Here is an 18360-nt window from a genome sequence, read left to right on the forward strand (position 1 = left end):
AGGACGCGTCGCTGGTTTCAGCGACCGACTTGGCGACGTTGCTTGCGAAACTTGTTTGGATTCTGTGCTTGCCCGGTGACTTCATAGAGAAATTGACTGGGGATTGTCGGCCGGGGTTTGCCCCATTTGCGTCGCGTCAGCGCCATCGATAAAGTCAATTTTTCTTGTGCCCGCGTGATGCCGACGTAGCACAGGCGGCGTTCTTCGGCGATGTCCTCGTCGCGACCTGATTTCACGCTGCGGCTGTGCGGCAGCAGTCCCTCTTCCATGCCGACCATGTAGACGACAGGGAATTCCAGACCTTTGGCCGCATGCAGGGTGAGCAACCAGACCGCGTTTTGCATCGCCAGCTTGTCTTTTTCGTTGCCCATCTCGCGACCGGAGAGCGCGATGTCAGCCAAAAATCCTGTCAGGTCAGCATCGTCTTTGCCGTCTTCGAATGCGGAGAGCGCGTTGGTGACTTCGCCGAGCGACGCGAGCCGGTTTTGGCGGTCTTCTGGTTCGTCGTACAACCGATTGATTTCATCCGCATAGGAAGTGCGTGTGATCAGGGTTTCCATTGCGGCGGTCAGCGATTCATTTTTCGCGCGTTGATTGACGTCATGCAGCAGGCCTTGCAGATCGCCAACGCCTCGCTGTGCGGCGGGTGACAATTGCGAGACGACATCGGGACGTTGCATGACCTGCCAGATCGGAACGCCTTCTTTCACGGCATGCTCCATCAACGTTTTCACGCTTTTGGGACTCAATCCTCGCGCCGGCGTGTTGATCACTCGCAGCAACGAGATTTCGTCATCCGGCTGATCAACCCATTTTAGATAGGCCACCATGTCACGCACTTCGCGACGATCGAAGAACGATTGGCTACCCAACATCACATAGGGCACATCGGCTTTGCGCAATTCCGTTTCGAACAGCCGCGGTTGTTCATTGGTACGAAACAAGATTGCGATATCACGCGGTTGAATGTGCTCGTTGTCGATCAGGTGTTTGATTTCTCCGACGACCGACTGTGATTCTTTGGTTTCGTCTTTGTGTTGCGCGATCCGAGGGCGAACACCGTCGGGACGCGACGGGCGGAGTTCTTTGTCGTGCCGCTGGGAATTGAACTGGATCAATCGGTTGGCCATTTCCAAGATGGATCCACAACTGCGATAGTTGGCTTCCAAACAAACAATTTTTGCGTCCGGCCAATCGTTTTTGAAATTCAAAATGTGAGTCACATCGGCGCCGCGCCAGGCATAGATGGACTGGTCATCGTCGCCGACCACACATAGATTTCGGTGTGCGCCAGCAAGGTGTTTGGTGATCCGGTACTGGCTGCCGTTGGTGTCTTGGTATTCGTCGACCAAGACATGGTCGAAGCTGCCGGCCTCGATTTCGCGAATTTCCGGATGCTGGTCGAACAGAACTTCGGTTTGCAGCAACAAATCGTCAAAGTCCATGGCTCCGCGGCACTTCAGTCCTTCCTGGTAGCGTCGATAGCCGGCCGCAGCCAAGTGTTCTTTATCGGTGCTGGCAACCATGGGTGCTTGTTCGGGGTGCACCGATGCATTTTTCCAGTTGCTGATGATGCCCAGCAAATCACCGGGTTTGAGCGCCGTACCGGGAAGTCGCAATTCGCGCAAAATTGCACGTGCCAGCGATTCTTGATCGCTGCGATCGTAGATCGAAAATTTTGCCGGATAGCCGAGTGCGGTCGCGTGTCGCCGCAGCACTCGAACACAATGTGCGTGAAAGGTGCTGATCGTCGGTTCGGGACGTTTTTCGCCGCGGCGTTTTTTCTTACCTTTGTGACCGAGCAGTTCGCCAACCCGATCTTTCATTTCACCGGCGGCCTTGTTGGTAAACGTGACCGCCAAGATTCGGTTCGGATCGGTGCCGTGACGAATCAAGTTGGCGATCCGAAAGGTCACCACGCGCGTTTTCCCGGTCCCCGCGCCGGCCAAAACCAGCAGGGGACCGGCGAGTGTATCGACGGCGTCCGCCTGCGCCGGGTTCAATCCGTGAGCCAATTCGAATCCTGGGTGAAGTGATTAGCGTCCGGCGTTCCGATCAACAACCGGATCGGCCGAGCCAGTGGCGAGCAAGACCAGCGTGCCCTGCTGGGGTTTGTTGGAGTTCATCATGGTGCGACTAAACGGAATGTAATAACACGCATAGGCACCGGTCGATGCATTGAGCACATAGATGACTGACGACGCGAGAGGATTGTTATTGCTGCTGGGCATATCGACCAGCCCTGCTGTCATCATGTACTGGGTGCCTTTGCCGGTTCCCAACGCATCTTGGACATTCACGGTGAACATGCCCAAAAATTTACCCAGACGGGGGTACATGATCGAACACTGCAACAGCCCCGAGTTGTGGTCGAGCACGAACAGGCCTTCGGCGCGATCGCTGACCAGACCGGTCGCCATCGAAAATTTTTCGCTGCTCACCGCCGCGGTCGCGTCCAGCGTGGGCATTGTCAAACCGAGAGGATTGTGCGACGAAACGACAGCCTCCGCGGATTGGCTGGCGGTTTGCCGAAGCGCCTGGGCTTGGCCGGCGAAATAGGCGGCGGCGAAGACCGATGCGAGGGTAACGGCCCCCAAAATCGCGATCACGGGCCGACGTCGACCGGGTCGATCGGCGGTGGTGTGGGTTTCATGTTCCATGGAATTCTGCTCCGTGCGTGCGGATGAGACGAGGGACAGGCGTATTGCCCAGGTGAAACGGGTCGTTGATGGGTTGCCGAACAGGCCGGCGTCGCCACGGGGAATTGTAGGGCAGCGAGCGCGCCTTTACGATTGCAGACCTGACGAGATTCTCTCCCCACGTTCAAATTGTCTCCCTTTGGATCACCGAGGTCAATAAAACCATCATGGGCATTAACGCACCCCTGAATCGAAAACTTCGCATGGCATTGGTTGGAGGAGGGCAAGGATCGTTCATCGGTCGGGTGCATTCAATCGCCGCCTGTCTGGACAATCGGGCTGTCGTCACGGCGGGGGCGCTGTCCAGCAATCCAGAACGCGCCAAATCGTCCGCGCCCGACTACGGGATCGCCGAATCACGAGCCTACACCAGCTATCAGGAGATGCTGGATTCGGAACTGAAACTGCCGGCGGACGAACGAATCGATTTCGTCAGCATCGCGACCCCCAACCACGTTCATTTTGAAGTCGCCGATGCGGCGGTCAAAGCCGGTTTCAACGTGGTCTGTGATAAACCGATGACCTACGATTTGGCGCAAGCCGAACAGTTGTTGGAAACCGTCAAAAACAGTGACGTGGTGTTTGCCCTCTCGCACAACTACACGGGCTATCCCCTGATCCGCCAAGCTCGCGAAATGATCTTGGGCGGCGAACTGGGCGAGATCAACGCGATCCGGTCACAGTACATTCAAGGCTGGCTGCGAACGTCGCTGGAAGCGGAAGAACAAAAACAAGCGGCCTGGCGGACCGATCCGGGCAAAAGCGGTGTGGCCGGTGCCTTCGGCGACATCGCCACCCATGCCTACAATTTGGGCCGCTACATGACCGGATTGTTGCCCGACCAAGTCAGTTGCCACCTCAAGACATTTGTCGAAGGCCGTCGCTTGGACGACTACGGCACCGCGGTGATCCGCTACGAAAATGGCGGCCTGGGCACCGTCACCGCGTCGCAGATCAGCCACGGTCGTGAAAACGATTTAGAGATCGAAATCGATGGCACCAAGGGGTCGTTGCGCTGGCGACAAGAAAACCCCAACGAATTGATCTATCGGCAAAATGGTAAAGCCCACCAGATCTTGACCCGCGACCCCAACGCACCGTACATGCATCCGTTGGCCGCCGGATCCTGCCGCCTGCCCTCGGGACACCCCGAAGCGTTCTTTGAAGCATTTGCAAACGTCTATGCGGCGGCGTTCGACGACATGGTCAAACGGGCCAGCGGCGAAGCGATCGAGCGGCGCGATTCGGTTTACACCAACTGTTTCGACGGCGTCGAAGGCATGTACTTCATTCAACAATGCGTCGCCAGCAGCCAAGACGATGCTGCCTGGTTGCCGCTCAAGCACGCCGCGGCGCGCAAGTAAGGGTGCGGGTTCAGTGCCGGAAAAAAATGTTGCCGTGATTTTGCCCGCGGCCGGCAGCGGGCGCCGCTTCGGTAGTGAGCAAAACAAACTGTTTGCGCTGCTGGGCGGCAAACCCATCTGGTGGCATTCGGCAAATCGTTTTCGCGCCCACCCACGGGTGGCACGTTTGGTGATGCCGGTCTCGCAGACAGATCGCAGCCGATTCCAGCACGAATTTGCCGCGGCAATCGGCGAATTGGGGATCGAATTGGTCGCCGGCGGTGGCCAGCGCACCGATAGCGTGCGAAACGGACTGGACCAACTGGACGGAGATACCGCCATTGAATTGGTTGCCGTCCACGATGCCGCTCGTCCGCTGATTCGGGCTGCCGATTTAGACGCGGTCTTGATGCGGGCCGATCAAACCGGGGCGGCCATCTTGGCGACGCCCGTCACGGCGACGGTGAAGCAAACGGATGATTCGGGGGTGTCGTGCCAAACGGTGGATCGCAGTACGCTTTGGCTGGCCCAGACCCCACAGGTATTTCGCCCGTCGATTCTGCGACAGGCCTATCAAAAACATCGTGGACGCCCCGCGACCGATGACGCTGAACTTGTTCAGCGGATGGGTGTCAACGTGGCATTGGTGGGCGGTAGCGCCGACAACATCAAAATCACTCACCCCAACGATTTGGTCGTCGCCGAGGCGATCCTTACGACTCAGCAGCATTCGGACACATGCAACACAACGATTTGATTGAAGAATTGCGATGGCGCGGTCTGATCCACCAGATCACCGACGAACCCGGCCTGCAAAAACTGCTCGCCTCAGGTCCGCAAACCGTTTACATCGGATTCGATCCCACCGCGACGTCGTTGCATGTCGGATCGTTGATGCAGTTGATGATGCTGCGACGTTTCCAATTGGCCGGACACCGGCCGATCGCGTTGGTCGGGGGGGCAACCGGAATGATCGGCGACCCGACGGGAAAAAGCGAAGAACGCAATCTGCTGTCGGCCGAACAATTGCAACAGAACGTCGCTGGAATCGAATCGCAGATGCGAAAGTTCCTGTCGTTTGAAGGTGAAAACGCAGCGATCTTGCTGAACAATTTTGACTGGATGAAGGGGTTCAGCTACCTGGAGTTCCTGCGTGACGTGGGAAAGAACTTTCCGGTCGGCACGATGCTGGGGAAAGAATCGGTCCGCGCGCGACTGGGCAGCGAGGCGGGACTCAGTTACACCGAGTTCAGCTACATGTTGCTGCAAGCCTATGACTTCGTTTACTTGGCCAAACAGCAGGGCTGTCTGATCCAGGCCGGCGGTAGCGACCAATGGGGGAACATCACCGCCGGCATCGATCTGTCGCGGCGGATGTTGGGCAAGCAAGTGTTCGGCTTGACCGCCCCGCTATTGACCACCGGCGACGGGAAAAAAATGGGCAAGACCGAACGCGGTGCGGTCTGGCTGGATCGGCAACAAACCAGCCCCTACGCGTTCTACCAGTACTGGATCAATGTCAGTGATGAAGACGTGATGCGCTGCATCGCCTACCTGACCGAAATCGATCGCCAAGAATACGACTCGCTGGCCGACGCCACGCAATCTGATCCGGGTCGCCGCGCCGCCCAGAAACGGTTGGCCGAATGGATGACCGTGTTTGTGCATGGCGACGACGGGATTCGATCCGCATTGGCAGCCAGTAAAATCCTGTTTGGTGGCGAGATCGAAGACGTCGACGATGCCGGATTGAACGAGATTTTTGCCGACGTGCCCAGCCAGGAATTGCCGCGAGATTTATTGGCCGGCGAAGGCCTGTGGGTCGTCGAAGCGCTGCAGCAAGCCGGTCTGGCCAAAAGTGGCGGCGAAGCTCGGCGGAGCATCAAAGAAGGGGGCGTTTACCTGAATAATGAGCGTTTGACCGACATGGATCGCCGCCTGGGTGAATCCGACCTCGCCAGCGAAACCGTGATGGTGCTGCGAAAAGGCAAGCGGAATTACGCCCTGTTGCGATTCAAGACGGATGGCTGAACAAGTGGTATAGTCGAGATCATCCGTACCACCAAATCGTCGAATCAGCGTGATTTTCGCTGCAAGTGGCAACCTAAACTTACGAAACCTTCGAGTTTCCCTGCGGTTTAAACCACTATGAACGCTCTAAAAACGACTCTCTTCGCTGCATTTTGTGTTTTCTCGTTGGGCCAGCCCGCCGAGCTTTCGGCTCAATTTGGGCCGGGAGGTGACCGTGGGGGAGACCGCGGCGGCTCGCGTGGCGGACCTCCTGGGGGCGGTTTCCCCGGCGGAGGATTTCGCGGCGGGCCTCCCGGAGGCGGCGGCGAACGTGGTGGTGGTGAACGAGGCGGCGGCGGTGAACGTGGTGGCGGAGGCGACCGTGGCAGTACTCGCGGCGGTGATCGTGGCGGATCGCGCGGTGGACCGGGCGGCGGGTTTGACCCCAGCAGTTTCCTCAGCCGTTTGGATCGCAACGGCAACGGCACGATTGATCCCGACGAACAACAGGGTCCCGCACAGTTTTTGATTCAACGATTGCAATCGATCGACTCGAGCATCAAACCGGGGCAACCCATTTCGATCAAACGCGTGACGTCCGCATTCGAAAAAATGCGTGGAGATCGCGGGGGTGATTCTTCGTCAAACAGTCGCGGCAATGACGACGATGGATTGACCCCTGAACTGTTGGTGCCAGGATTTGGACTGGAAGTCGAGACCGCGCCGATGTTGTCCGGTTTCGGTGCCGCAGCGGAAATGCTGTCGGTGGTCGTCACTGATGACGATCTTCGCCAAGCCGGTGAAACACTGCGTCGTTACGACCGCAATAAAGACGGTGTGCTAACGAAAAACGAATTGTCCAGCCGATTTTCCGGCAACCCAATGGACTTTGACCGCAATAAAGACGGGCGTTTGACCGAAGGCGAACTGTCGGTTCGCTACGCCCGGCGACGTGAATCAACCGAAGCGAGCCGCAGCGACGATCGCGATCGACGCCGCAGCCGAGATGACCGTGAAAGCGAGGTGGAACCGCCCGATGTCTACAACGGACGTAAATCCTATCGCATCGATGGCGGCAAAGAGCTGCCCAAGGGACTTCCTGGTTTTTTTGAGGAAAAGGACACCAACCACGATGGCCAAGTGGTGATGGCGGAATTCGCTAGCGAGTGGAATGACGAAGTCGTTGAGGAGTTCTTTCAGTCCGATCTCAACCGCGACGGCGTGATCACCACCTACGAAGCAATCCAAGCCGTCGAAAACGGTGTTTCCGGCTCCTCCGGTGGTTCACCGGCGCGCTCGGACGGCGACTCGGCTGCCGCGACAGCCAGCACTTCGGCTGGCCCGGTCGGCAAAGTCGACGAAAAGATGATTAGCTATGCACAACGAATTATCGCCCGCTATGACACCAACAAAGACGAAAAGTTGACTGTCAGAGAGTGGGAGAAAATGCTGATGAGCCCCGCCGATGCCGATGCCGACCGCGACGGCGTGATCACCGTCAACGAATACGGTTGGTGGATGCAGGCGAAGAGCAAAAAGTAGCCAACCAAAATCTGGCCCGAATGGAGCGCGAAAGCCTCCATCGACGCCGCCACAGTCATCGCGATCAGCCGGCGATCAGCGGCTATTTGGTCGCGATCGGGCGTTTGGTCAGCCCGGTGACTTCGCGGATGAAGTCGTCGGCTGAGTGAAATTCTTGGTAGACGCTAGCAAAGCGAATGTAGGCGACTTCGTCCAACTGGGCCAAATGGCTCATCACGATCCGACCGACTTCCTTGGCGGGGATTTCGTCTTCGTATTCGTTGTAGATCTGCGATTCGATGCTCTGCACGACCTGTTCGATCCGATCGCTGGCGACAGACCGTTTCGAACAGGCCCGCTCAATTCCACGGCGGATTTTCTCGCGTTCAAGCGGTTCCCGGGTCTCATCCCGTTTGACGACCCGCACCGTCAGCTGTTCGATTTTCTCGACCGTGACAAACCGCCGGTTGCAATTCGTGCAACCACGCTTGCGGCGGATCATGTAGCCGCCTTCAGCGGTTCTGGTGTCCAGAACACGGTCTTCATCGAGATGGCAAAATGGGCAGCGCATAGGCAAACGATTGGGGCTGGTCTGGCTGGCTGCGCATTATCTGGCCAAAGAATGGATTCATGCAAGGGGCGCGAGTTTTGACTCCTGCCGATTCGTTTCTGCTAAACTAATGGAGCATCAAACGTTAATCTTAGTGCACGGCGGAGATCGAAGCCCGTCGTACGCAAGTCAAGCGTCAATTCGTGGCGTAAGCTTCCCGCTTGCGATTCGCCCGGTGTGGTGACCCCAAGCTGGAAGCTTACCCCACTTTTAAATGTTGACGCACCACTAGGATGTCGGATCAATTTCCTGACCTCACAGCATTTGGATCGGAGAGCGCGGCCCGTGGCAGTTTGGTTTCTTCAACGCATGGAAGGCAACGTTCAATCGGAAGTCGGGCCACTGCGTCCGAGCGAGTTGTTGTCGCTGGTTCGCAAGGGCGAGATCAAGCCGGAAACGAAGTTGCGAAAGGACGATTCGGCGTGGTTTCCCGCCGGTGACGTCGGCGGTTTATTCGAAGCAGCCCAGCGCCGTGACATTCAATATTATTGTCCGGCATGCAATCGCCGCATTCCAGAACCGCCGGTGACCTGCCCAAATTGTTTACGCGATCTAGGCCGTGGCGAGGCCCGCCAGATCCAGCCCGAAAAGATGACCAACCTTCCCGCCATCGAACAAGATTCGCAAGCCGCCGCGGAACAGAACAGTGTTCAGAGTTGGCTGAAAAAGAAAGTCGCCGGCCGGCGTTCAAAATAAAAAATAGCCGCGAGACCTGCCTGAGATTGATTGAAACCAATCTCGGACAAATCGGGCGGCTACTGGGTGATCCCTTGTTTAACCGGTGCTTAGAACCGAAGTTCAGCACCGATATTGACGCCGTAGTAGAACAGGCCCTGATCGATGTCGATGTTTCGACCAAGGTTGTTAGTCACCGCGGTGTTGATTTGGTCTGGTGCGGTGGCAACGTTGGTGATGTACCACATCTCGCCGCCGGCTCGAATCGATAACATCTCACCCATTTGGTAGCGGATTCCGCCGCCGATTTCGAACACACCCGCTAGTTCGGTGTCGTCGCGGTTGCGTCGGATGACAGAAGAACCTTGGTTGCGAAGATCAACATTGCTTTCGGCAAAGTTGGCGTAGGCACCGGCACGGCCACGAAAATCAGTGTAGACGTGTTGTGCAATCGGGTACAACAAGTCCAACCCACCTTGAATCCCGACCAACGCGTTTTCAGTCTGGCTACGAAGGCTGGCACTGGTGTTGCCGGCGGTCTGTTGCGATGCCAGCAAGTAGTCTTCTTCGATGCTGATGTAGCGTCCACCGATCAGCACCTTTGCGACGTCCCAGCCGACGAGTGTTTTGTTCAATTCGCCGCTCCAGTATTCGCTGGTGTAGGCTTGGTATTGAACGTTCGCGTTGCTGAATGGATCCAACACGCTGCCGTCAAATCCGTTCGGCGTGTTCCCGTCTCCATCGTACAACAGGGTGTTCAGATTGCCTGTTCCATCGACGGCCAGCACGCTGCGATCAAACTCCAGCGGCCCGACCCAAGTGAACTCGTATCCGTTGACACAGTTCGGCAGCGACCCGATCGTGATTCGCGGTGCCCATTCAAAGTCGAAGTCGTCCATCGGCACGTTCTGCGACAAATTGAAGTCACTGTCGCCGCCGCGTTGCATGAACAATCCTTCGACAATCACATAGTGATAGGGATTGCATGGCACGCCGCAGGTGTTCGACGCGTAAGCTCCACCGCCGTATCCACCGTAGCTGTTGCAGCCACCGTTGCAGGAGCTTTGGTTACAGCTGTTGCAGGCAAAGCCGACTTGAGCGACGCGGCCAGCGTTTGCCTGTGAAACGTCGCCGACGACAGTTCCCATCGCTTGTGAGATGGCCCCGGGGGCCATTGCACGCGGTGAAATGTCAGCCGCCGTTCGCACGGACGAAGCCGAAATAATTTGCGTTCCCGGTGGCAATCCGAAGCTCGCCCCGGCGGCGGTCGGACCGCTCGCGAGCGATGCCTGACCGGGTGTCATGGAATTCACTAACCCGGGTTGTGCGGAAGCTGCGGAACCGCTCAGCACGGTCACGGCGGCCGCTGTTGCGATCGCCAAAGCGCCTGCGGCGTGCTGCCGGATGACGGTGTGGATCAGACGGATGTTCATGTCGAACCTCGTTGACTATCGGTGCGGAACAAGACCGCAAAGGGATCAGGGGTTAGTGTGATTGGACGCGGTGAAAGTCAGCGGACTTTCAAGTTGTCTTGTACGGGGACCAGGCAACTTTTTCGAACCATGCGAATGATTTGTTTCGCAGACGTTTCGGTATCACAGTGGCCGGTCACGACCAACTGCCCACCTTCCCGCGAAACAACAACACTGGCTCGCGGGAATGCTTTATCGATGGAATCGTTCAGTAGCGCGGTGTGCTCGGACACTTTGTCGCCGGTTGCGTTAACACCATCGCTAACATCAATCGCGAAGCTTTGCATCCGCGTCGGCTCACCCGGTGCGATGTCCGCCCAGATGGTCAACGTGGTTTTGCCCAGCCCAGTGCCGATCAATTTGATTTGATTGGGGCCCGACGCAAACGCTTGGCAGACATCCTTGTTAGCGATGCTGACACGACGCAAGCGGCCACCGATGGTCATCGCACGCACTTGTGCGCGAGACAGTTGCAATGTTGCCGGCTGCTTCGGCTCTTCCGGTTCTTCGGCAGCCTGGACGATCGAATGATCCGCCAGTGGCGTTTCGTATCGTGTCCGATTGTGCTGGCTGGACGCCAAACTGGCTTGGGTGCCGGATTCTGCGCGACGATGGGTCGCATCGATGATCGGTTGATCAAACTGCGGTGCCGTTCGCCCGCCTGTGCTTCCGTCGACCATTTGGTCAGACAGTTGGCCATAGGTCCCTTCGTTGTCCGTGATCTCCGGTGGTGCCGCAGGCAACATCGGCAATTGCGACGGTGCATGCATGGCTTGGCCGGCCGGTTCGGCAAAGGTGTCTTGCAGCCCCGCGGTGTAACCCGCGGCAGCAGACGGTGTGTGATTCGTTGTCTCGGCGGATTCAAACTCGATTGAATCGGACAAACCGCTGATCACCGGCGACGACGACGGGTCATGGTCGACCGCGCCCACGAAGGAATCCGGTGTGCTTCCGTCGGATTCGCTGCGAGCGATCTGAATCGGGGGTGTGGTCACCGCGATGGGTTTGCGACCGACTTTTTGAACGCTGACGACAGCTGGTGGTGGTGTGACGTCTTTATAAAGCAGCGAACGTCCATTCGAATCGGCCACGTCATCGACCGACTCCTGTTGTGACACGGTTGCCGGCGCGGCCTGACGACTAAAGTCCACCACAGGTGCCAATTGGACAGGCGTGTCGACCGCGGCCAACGGCTCTGGAGCGCCAATGGCCGGGTCGTCATCGCTTAGGTCGCTGTCATCAAGTTTGAATTCTGCGATTTCATGCTCTGCGGCTTCGGGCTCGACCGCATGCACCGTGGCGCCGCCGGTTGGCTCAGCCATCACCGGTGGCTCCGCTTCCATCACAGGGCTGAATTCGGAATCCGCCGAATGATCCGACAGCGACAGAAAGATAGGCTGTGTTTCCTGAACCGTTTCGTGTCCATCGCGTGCATCGGTGACAGGCATCACCTTTGACGGTTCGGATGGATCCATCTCGATCGGCTGGGATGTCGCTGCGGTCGCGGCTTGCGTTTCCGATCGCGGCAACGGGGTGGCCGATTCATCGGCGATTGCCAATGGGGTCGGACTGGGTGCAGTGAGTTGGCCGACTGGCGGTAGCGCCGCACGACTCGGTGCATGGCCTTGATAGGTCACAACGGCTTGGCGTCGTTGACGGGCAAAGGCGTTGGCCGCGGATTCAACCGCTGGAACCGCGTTTGATTGGCCGCTTTCCACACTCAGTCGATCGACCGCTTCGGCCTGTGGCGTTTGCATCAACGCCGGTTGTTCATTCACGATCAGCGGGGACTGCGTCGCCGGATCGATTTGCTCAGCAGCATCGGGTGCAGCTGTTGAAGCGGCTTCGGCGGATCCGATGTTCGTGAAACCGATCGCTTCAGATTGGCCTTTCAATCGCACGCTGGGCGCTTCGCCCGCAGTCAACTGAATCGTCGCGACCGGGCTGGATCCGGGAGTCGTGGTCAGTTTGGTGGTGCGACGCACGATGGTTGGCGTCGACGACGGCATCGGCAACGCTGTCGGCACTTCTAACCTAGCCGGTGCCTGCTGGCTGACTGCCTGCTGCCCCACAGGTTGTTGGCCGTTGGCAGTTGCCGTCGTGGTCACGATTAAAGCAAGCAAAACGGCTCGCTTTGCGACTCGTGTCGTACGTTCGACGTTTCGGCTCATCTTTTCCGCGTTGGTTACACGCATGCCGCGTTCCTGATCCCGGTGAATTCGGTTTCGATCGACTTTGGATTGGCCGATCGCGGGATGTGCCCCCCTCGGCACACCGCCGGACGTTGCAGCAATTGCGCACTACACGTCCGATGGTCTACGTATCGGATGCGTCTTGGTGGGACATTAACGATTCTCTGGGCTCGAACGCTTGTAGCAACGGAAACATCTGAAACGAGGATGCAGATCGTTCCGGGTGCCCGGTCACACGTTTTCCGTAGAATCGATACGATTTGACCAGACGTGTCACTGCGTTCGGCGATAAACGGCGGGCGATCGCGGCTACGTCGCCCACTGCACCGTTATTGGTGACTCCGATTCATTTCCTTGGGAAAGAAGCTGGCAATGTCTTTCGACCTCTTTGCGGACCAAATCTGTCAACGTGTGTTTCTGGGTTGGGAAACTCCGCTGTTGCCAGCCGTTGTCCGCTATTTCAGCGATCGTTTTGCCGCTTCGGGCCGTCTGGATCTGAGTGGTTGGTTGTGCGTCCTCCCCTCTGCCCAATCGCGTGCGCGGCTGGAGGAATTGCTGGCGGGCGCCGCAGCCACCCAGCAGTGGGTCTATTCGCCACCCGAGATTTTGACGACTGGCGATTTGGCTGAATCGCTGTACAAACCTGAACGCCCGATTGCGATCGAATTCGAGCAAACGTTGGCTTGGGCACGGGTGTTGCGTGCTCAATCGGCCGACCGTCTACGGCCAGTGCTGCCGGTGCTGCCGGAAACGGATTCGCTGGGTCCCTGGTTAGAACTAGCAGGAACGCTGCGGCGATTGTCAGCTGACCTGGCGACCCATGACGTGACTTTTCTGGAGGTCCAGGAAATCAGCGAAACCGATGCCGAACGCGCGCGGTGGAGGCTGCTGCAAGAACTAGCGGATGACTATTTGTCAGAATTGGAACAAGCGGGTTTGAGCGACCAGCATGTGCAACGGCGACGGGCAGTCGAGCGCAAAACGGTTCAGTGCAACCGCGCAATCGCATTGATTGGAACCAGTGACCTAAACGAATCATTGGCCAAGGTCGTTTGGCAGGTCAACAGCGAGTTGATCGCGTTGATCGCGGCGCCGTCTGACAGCCAGCAGCGGTTTGACGAATTGGGACGCTTGAAGACGGAGTCATTTTCGGACTGGGAGTTGCCGATCCGAGACGACCAGTTGATCGCGGCAGCCGACATCGCCGACCAAACCGCTGCGGTGGCCCAAATCGTCACCGAATTTGCAACGGAACATCCGCCGGCCGAAATTGCGATCGGTGTGACCGATGGCTCACACGTCGACCCGCTAGAATTACAACTCGACGGCGCCGGATTTTCGACCTACCGCCACGTCGGCTGGACCGTTTCCGCATCGGCCATCGGACGCCTGATTGAATTGACGGCAACCGTCATCCAACGTCCCACCTGGCGTTCGTTAGCGGCACTGGTGCGTCACGGCGACGTCCACCGCATGCTGGCATCTCATCCAGAATTCGTCAAACATGACTATTTGGTGGATCTGGATCAGTTGTTGGCAAATCACTTTCCGATCAACCTGGCCGATCCGCTGCCCAGTAAAGCGATCGAGCACTATCCCGCCGCGATCGCGCTCAAGGACCATGTGCTGCAGTGGCTCTCGCCGCTAATGCCGACCGCCCCAAAACCGAATTCGAAGACTCAACCGGTCACGCGGCCGATTGCACAATGGTGTGTGAATCTGTCGCAGTGGCTGGATTCAATCTATCCCGTCGACGATGACGGAGTGATCCAGGGGACCGTTGGATCATCGACGACAGCGAATCGACAGCGCACGCACCAGGCGCTGCGCACCGCACGTGATTTGATCCAGCGTTTTGCCAAACTCAGCCAACATCTGGACCTGCCGGTCACAGCCGGTTCGGCGCTGGAAACCGTAGCGGGACGTTTAGCAGACCAGCGTTTCGGCCAACAACGACAACCCGATGACCTGCCGATCCACGGTTGGCTAGATTTGTCGTTGGATGATTCTCCAGCAATGGTGGTGCTCGGTTTAAACCATCCGTTTGTGCCTTCGGCGGTCACCAGCGATCCGTTTCTGCCCGGCGCTCTACGCACGAAACTTCGAATCGCCGACAACGATCGCCGCTACGCTCGCGACGTCTACGCAATGCAGTTGATGTTGGCGACACGCAAGGAAATTAAATTTATTGTCGGCAAGAATGCGGCGGATGGATCACCGACACCGCCCAGCAGATTGCTCGCTGCGGCGCCCCCCCAAGATCTCGCACGACGAATCCGCAATCTACTCAGCGGTGACCGCCCCCAACACCGCCTCTCCCATCGCTGGGACAACCCGATCGAAAAAACGGAATTGCCGATCCCGCAAATCCACGTCACTCAATGCCCGGTCCAATCAATGAGTGTGACCGCATTCAAATCCTACCTGGAATGCCCCTATCGGTTTTACTTGCGGCACGTTCTAAAACTGAAACCGATCGACGATTCGGCAAACGAATTGGCGGCAAACCAGTTTGGGGATTTGATTCACGGCGCGGTCGAGAATTTCGGCGAATCGGATGACAAATCGGAAACCGATGAACAGCGGATTTTCGCTGCGTTGAAACATCACCTGGCCGAGTACGCCGCGTTGAATTATGGCGATCATGCCGAAACCGCGGTCCAACTGCAAATCAAACAAGCCGAGCGCCGGCTGCGCAAGGTCGCAACCGAACAAGCCCTGCGTATCAGCCAAGGATGGGTAATCCATGCGACCGAAGCCGCCGTCGAAGATAGCGACGGCGCCGGGATCACGATCGATGGCAAACGGATGCGTCTTCGAGGCCGCTTTGATCGTATCGATCGCAACACCAACACCGGGCAATGGGCCATCTTGGACTACAAAACCCATGGTCATAAACCGGAAAAGAAGCACTTGGCCAAAGACCCCGCAACGGGCGAACAAATTTGGATCGACCTGCAATTGCCTCTCTACCGGATGATGGTTCCCTATCTGGGAATTGAAGTCCCACCCCAGGAAGTCCAACTTGGGTATTTCAACGTCAGTGACAAAGACGACGAAACCAAAATCAATCTAGCAACCTTCACCGAACCGTTGATGGAGGAAGCCGAGCGATTGATCGAAGACTGTGTGCGACGAATCTTTGCCTGTGATTTTGCCCCGACCAGCGGCCGTGTGATGTACGACGACTATGAAATGATCTTGCAAACCGGGATTGCCAGCCGAATGCTCGAGCGTGAAGGAATCGCCCAGGAAGCGGAGGAAATCGTATGAGCACTGAACTCGCCCAACCACCACAGGACGCCAGTGAACTGTTTTTGGATGGCAATCTGCCGCCGATGCTGGTCCGCGCTTCCGCTGGCACTGGAAAAACGTACCGTTTGACGGCGCGGCTGTTGCAGATTCTGTTTCAAGGTGCCGCGCCCGAAACCATCTTGGCAACCACATTCACTCGCAAAGCCGCGGGTGAAATTCTGGAGCGGATCTTGACCACATTGGCCAATGCATCCGATCCCGAGAATCCATCGGCACTGGATGAACTGCGTCGCCAAATCGGAATTGAATCGCTCACCCGCAATGCCTGTTTGCAACTGTTAAAAAAGTTGATCGCAAACATTCATCGGCTGCGGGTTTGCACGCTCGATAGCTTGTTTACCCAGCTGGCCAAATCGTTCCCGTTCGAATTGCAGCTTCCCCCTGCTTGGCGATTGACGGACGAAATCGAAGAGATTTGGTTGCGCGAGCGCGCGATCGATGCCGTGGTTTCCATGTTGGATCCAGGCGAACTCGCCACGTTGCTGTCGATGCTTAGCAAAGGGGAAACGAAACGATCAATTGTTCGTGAATTGATTCAAATTGTTTCGGGCACCTACGCGGTCGCACGGCAAAGCGATCCCAGTGTTTGGGACCAACTCGATTCACCGACACGGCCCGATGACCAAGTGTTGACTGCGGCGGCTGGCACATTTCGAATGTCCGAGCCGAAACAGAAAACCGTCCGCGCCAAACTAGACGCGATGGCGGAGATTTTGGAAACGCGTCAATTCAATGCGTTGATCAAAGAAACGTTGATCAAGAACTACGTCAAAGCTAAACGTCTGGGCGAAACGACCAAACTGGGACGATCTGTCCTGCCGGATGGATTGGATGATGCCCTGGGCGCGCTTTACGCCGCGGTTCGCAGCGACACGCTGTCCTTACTGGCTGCCCAAAACCAAGCGACCGGTCAAGTCCTAGCGTTGTACGATGGCCAGATCACGCAATTGAAACAGTCTCTGCGGACCCTCGGTTTTAGTGATATCGCCGTGCGGCTGGCCCGCCAATTTTCCGGTGTCGATCACCAGTCACTTGGGCGGCGAATGGATGGAGCAATCGACCACGTGTTGCTGGATGAATTCCAAGACACCTCGCCGGCCCAATGGCAAGTCCTGCGACCGTTTGCCATGCGTGCGACCGATATCGCTGTCGATCCAGTCTCGCAACCCGATGCAGCCGTCAAACGATCGTTCTTTTGTGTCGGTGATACCAAGCAAGCGATCTACGGTTGGCGAGGTGGCGTTGCCGAAATCTTTGAAGCCGTCAGTGAAGAAATTCCCAGTGTCCACTCGGTCGAGCAAAACAAGAGTTTTCGCAGCAGTCCGGTGATCATGGATGTGGTCAATCGCATCTTCAAAAACCTGAAACGCCACGCGCTGACCGACGCCGCCAGTGACGGCAATGACGCCGACAAAGCCACCTACCAGGCAAAAGCGATCCTAAACTTTTCCGCTCGCTTCCCGACGCACATCGCCGAAAAACAATCGCTGGCGGGATATGTTCGTATGGAATCCTGTCGCAAGGTCGACAGTCGTGAAAGCGCCGACAAGGCTCAGGCATGTTACGAACTGGCAGCGCAGCGGATTGCTGAACTGCACCACCAGGCCAAACGGCGCTCGATCGGCGTGCTGACGCGAACCAACAAAGGCGTCGCAACGCTGATTTACCTGCTGGAAAACCTCGGCGTCGATGTCAGCCAAGAGGGCGGCAACCCGCTGGTCGATTCGGCAGCGGTGGAATTGATTTTGTCAGCGTTGATGATGTCCGAACATCCGGCCGATGGTCGCTGGAAATTCCACGTCGATCATTCACCGTTGGCACAGGTCGATGGTATGTCAGCCGACTATGTGCGTGATTTGGTGACGGAAGTTGGGATCGCCCGCGCAGTGCATCAGCTGGCCGGATTCATCGCCCCGGTCTGTGACGCTCGCGACACGACGCGGTTGAAACAATTGGTGCAACTGGCGACGACCTATGAAAGTGGCGCGACAGGCCGTTTGCGCGATTTCGTCCGGATGGTTCGTGAAAAACGCGTCGAGCGCCCCCAGGCGGCCGCTGTCCGTGTGATGACGGTGCACCAATCCAAAGGGCTAGAGTTTGATGCGGTCTTTTTGCCCGAACTCGATGGGCGACTGTCGGGTCAACCACCACTGTGCATCGCCGATTCCCCTAAACTAAGCGAACCGCCGACGGCAGCGTCGCGATTCCTAAGCGGCGAAGCGTGGCACTTTTTTGATCCCCAATGGCGAGCCGCCTTTGGTGCCGATGCGGCGTCGAAGATGACCGAGTCCATGTGTTTGTTGTACGTCGCCATCACACGGGCTCGCCAAGCGTTGTATCTCGTTGTCCAACCCTGCAAACCAGACGACAAAAAATCGTCTGCATTAATCCATGCGGCATTGGGCAACGAAACCGATTTGGCGGCCGGAGAAACGGTCCTGTTTGAAACAGGCAATCCGAATTGGTTCGCTTGAACGGCACGATGCGACAAAGCCGCAATCTGATTTCTTGATCTCTCACTCA

The 18360-nt window shown here is 57.3% G+C and carries 12 protein-coding genes; 7 read left to right on the top strand and 5 right to left on the bottom strand.

Annotation, left to right across the window (positions count from 1 at the left end):
- Window positions 1-17 precede the first annotated feature (17 nt).
- Window positions 18-2015 (bottom strand): ATP-dependent helicase, encoded by a 1998-nt coding sequence (locus NHH03_RS19560; protein ID WP_253158781.1) that lies wholly within the window; start codon window positions 2013-2015, stop codon window positions 18-20.
- A 21-nt stretch (window positions 2016-2036) separates the two neighbouring features.
- A complete protein-coding gene (locus NHH03_RS19565; protein WP_253158783.1) occupies window positions 2037-2660 on the bottom strand; it encodes a hypothetical protein in 624 nt (207 codons plus the stop codon).
- 242 nt (window positions 2661-2902) lie between these two features.
- On the opposite strand from NHH03_RS19565, the gene NHH03_RS19570 reads away from it, so the two are divergent.
- The 4 genes from NHH03_RS19570 (at window position 2903) to NHH03_RS19585 (ending at window position 7594) form a co-directional block, all read left to right on the top strand.
- A complete protein-coding gene (locus tag NHH03_RS19570; RefSeq protein ID WP_253158785.1) occupies window positions 2903-4063 on the top strand; it encodes a Gfo/Idh/MocA family protein in 1161 nt (386 codons plus the stop codon).
- Between the two features lie 13 nt (window positions 4064-4076).
- The gene (ispD, locus tag NHH03_RS19575; RefSeq protein WP_315861472.1) at window positions 4077-4799 is read left to right on the top strand and encodes a 2-C-methyl-D-erythritol 4-phosphate cytidylyltransferase; all 723 of its coding nucleotides are present in this window, start codon (window positions 4077-4079) and stop codon (window positions 4797-4799) included.
- Entirely contained in the window at window positions 4781-6073 is a 1293-nt protein-coding gene (gene tyrS, locus NHH03_RS19580; RefSeq protein WP_253158787.1) for a tyrosine--tRNA ligase, read from the top strand. The genes ispD and tyrS overlap by 19 nt, the downstream gene beginning before the upstream one ends.
- A gap of 117 nt (window positions 6074-6190) precedes the next feature.
- Window positions 6191-7594, top strand: a complete 1404-nt coding sequence (locus tag NHH03_RS19585) for an EF-hand domain-containing protein (protein WP_253158788.1) — start codon at window positions 6191-6193, stop codon at window positions 7592-7594.
- Between the two features lie 82 nt (window positions 7595-7676).
- On the opposite strand, the gene nrdR is transcribed toward NHH03_RS19585, so the two are convergent.
- Complete coding sequence (nrdR, locus tag NHH03_RS19590; protein WP_253158790.1) at window positions 7677-8144, bottom strand: transcriptional regulator NrdR; 468 nt, start codon at window positions 8142-8144, stop codon at window positions 7677-7679.
- Between the two features lie 324 nt (window positions 8145-8468).
- Between nrdR and NHH03_RS19595 the strand changes: the two genes are divergently transcribed.
- Window positions 8469-8879, top strand: a complete 411-nt coding sequence (locus NHH03_RS19595; protein WP_253158792.1) for a GYF domain-containing protein — start codon at window positions 8469-8471, stop codon at window positions 8877-8879.
- Between the two features lie 89 nt (window positions 8880-8968).
- On the opposite strand, the gene NHH03_RS19600 is transcribed toward NHH03_RS19595, so the two are convergent.
- Together NHH03_RS19600 and NHH03_RS19605 are read right to left on the bottom strand one after the other, a co-directional pair.
- Window positions 8969-10291 carry a hypothetical protein gene (locus NHH03_RS19600; RefSeq protein ID WP_253158794.1) on the bottom strand — a complete coding sequence of 441 codons (1323 nt, stop codon included), beginning with the start codon at window positions 10289-10291 and terminating at the stop codon, window positions 8969-8971.
- A gap of 77 nt (window positions 10292-10368) precedes the next feature.
- Window positions 10369-12525, bottom strand: a complete 2157-nt coding sequence (locus NHH03_RS19605) for a pilus assembly protein N-terminal domain-containing protein (RefSeq protein WP_253158796.1) — start codon at window positions 12523-12525, stop codon at window positions 10369-10371.
- Window positions 12526-12894: 369 nt separating this feature from the next.
- On the opposite strand from NHH03_RS19605, the gene NHH03_RS19610 reads away from it, so the two are divergent.
- Both NHH03_RS19610 and NHH03_RS19615 read left to right on the top strand, forming a co-directional pair.
- Window positions 12895-15795, top strand: coding sequence for a PD-(D/E)XK nuclease family protein (locus tag NHH03_RS19610; protein WP_253158798.1), 2901 nt, complete (start codon window positions 12895-12897; stop codon window positions 15793-15795).
- Entirely contained in the window at window positions 15792-18311 is a 2520-nt protein-coding gene (locus NHH03_RS19615; RefSeq protein WP_253158800.1) for a UvrD-helicase domain-containing protein, read from the top strand. The genes NHH03_RS19610 and NHH03_RS19615 overlap by 4 nt, the downstream gene beginning before the upstream one ends.
- Window positions 18312-18360: the final 49 nt, after the last annotated feature.

The sequence above is a fragment of the Stieleria tagensis genome, from assembly GCF_024129865.1.
Classification (GTDB): domain Bacteria; phylum Planctomycetota; class Planctomycetia; order Pirellulales; family Pirellulaceae; genus Stieleria; species Stieleria tagensis.

What these genes read in the sequence shown, in the direction of transcription:
- NHH03_RS19565 (WP_253158783.1), bottom strand. Translation starts at nt 2,660, where the DNA reads ATGGAACATGAAACCCACACCACCGCCGATCGACCCGGTCGACGTCGG.
- NHH03_RS19570 (WP_253158785.1), top strand. Translation starts at nt 2,903, where the DNA reads ATGGCATTGGTTGGAGGAGGGCAAGGATCGTTCATCGGTCGGGTGCAT.
- tyrS (WP_253158787.1), top strand. Translation starts at nt 4,781, where the DNA reads ATGCAACACAACGATTTGATTGAAGAATTGCGATGGCGCGGTCTGATC.
- NHH03_RS19585 (WP_253158788.1), top strand. Translation starts at nt 6,191, where the DNA reads ATGAACGCTCTAAAAACGACTCTCTTCGCTGCATTTTGTGTTTTCTCG.
- nrdR (WP_253158790.1), bottom strand. Translation starts at nt 8,144, where the DNA reads ATGCGCTGCCCATTTTGCCATCTCGATGAAGACCGTGTTCTGGACACC.
- NHH03_RS19600 (WP_253158794.1), bottom strand. Translation starts at nt 10,291, where the DNA reads ATGAACATCCGTCTGATCCACACCGTCATCCGGCAGCACGCCGCAGGC.
- NHH03_RS19605 (WP_253158796.1), bottom strand. Translation starts at nt 12,525, where the DNA reads ATGCGTGTAACCAACGCGGAAAAGATGAGCCGAAACGTCGAACGTACG.
- NHH03_RS19610 (WP_253158798.1), top strand. Translation starts at nt 12,895, where the DNA reads ATGTCTTTCGACCTCTTTGCGGACCAAATCTGTCAACGTGTGTTTCTG.
- NHH03_RS19615 (WP_253158800.1), top strand. Translation starts at nt 15,792, where the DNA reads ATGAGCACTGAACTCGCCCAACCACCACAGGACGCCAGTGAACTGTTT.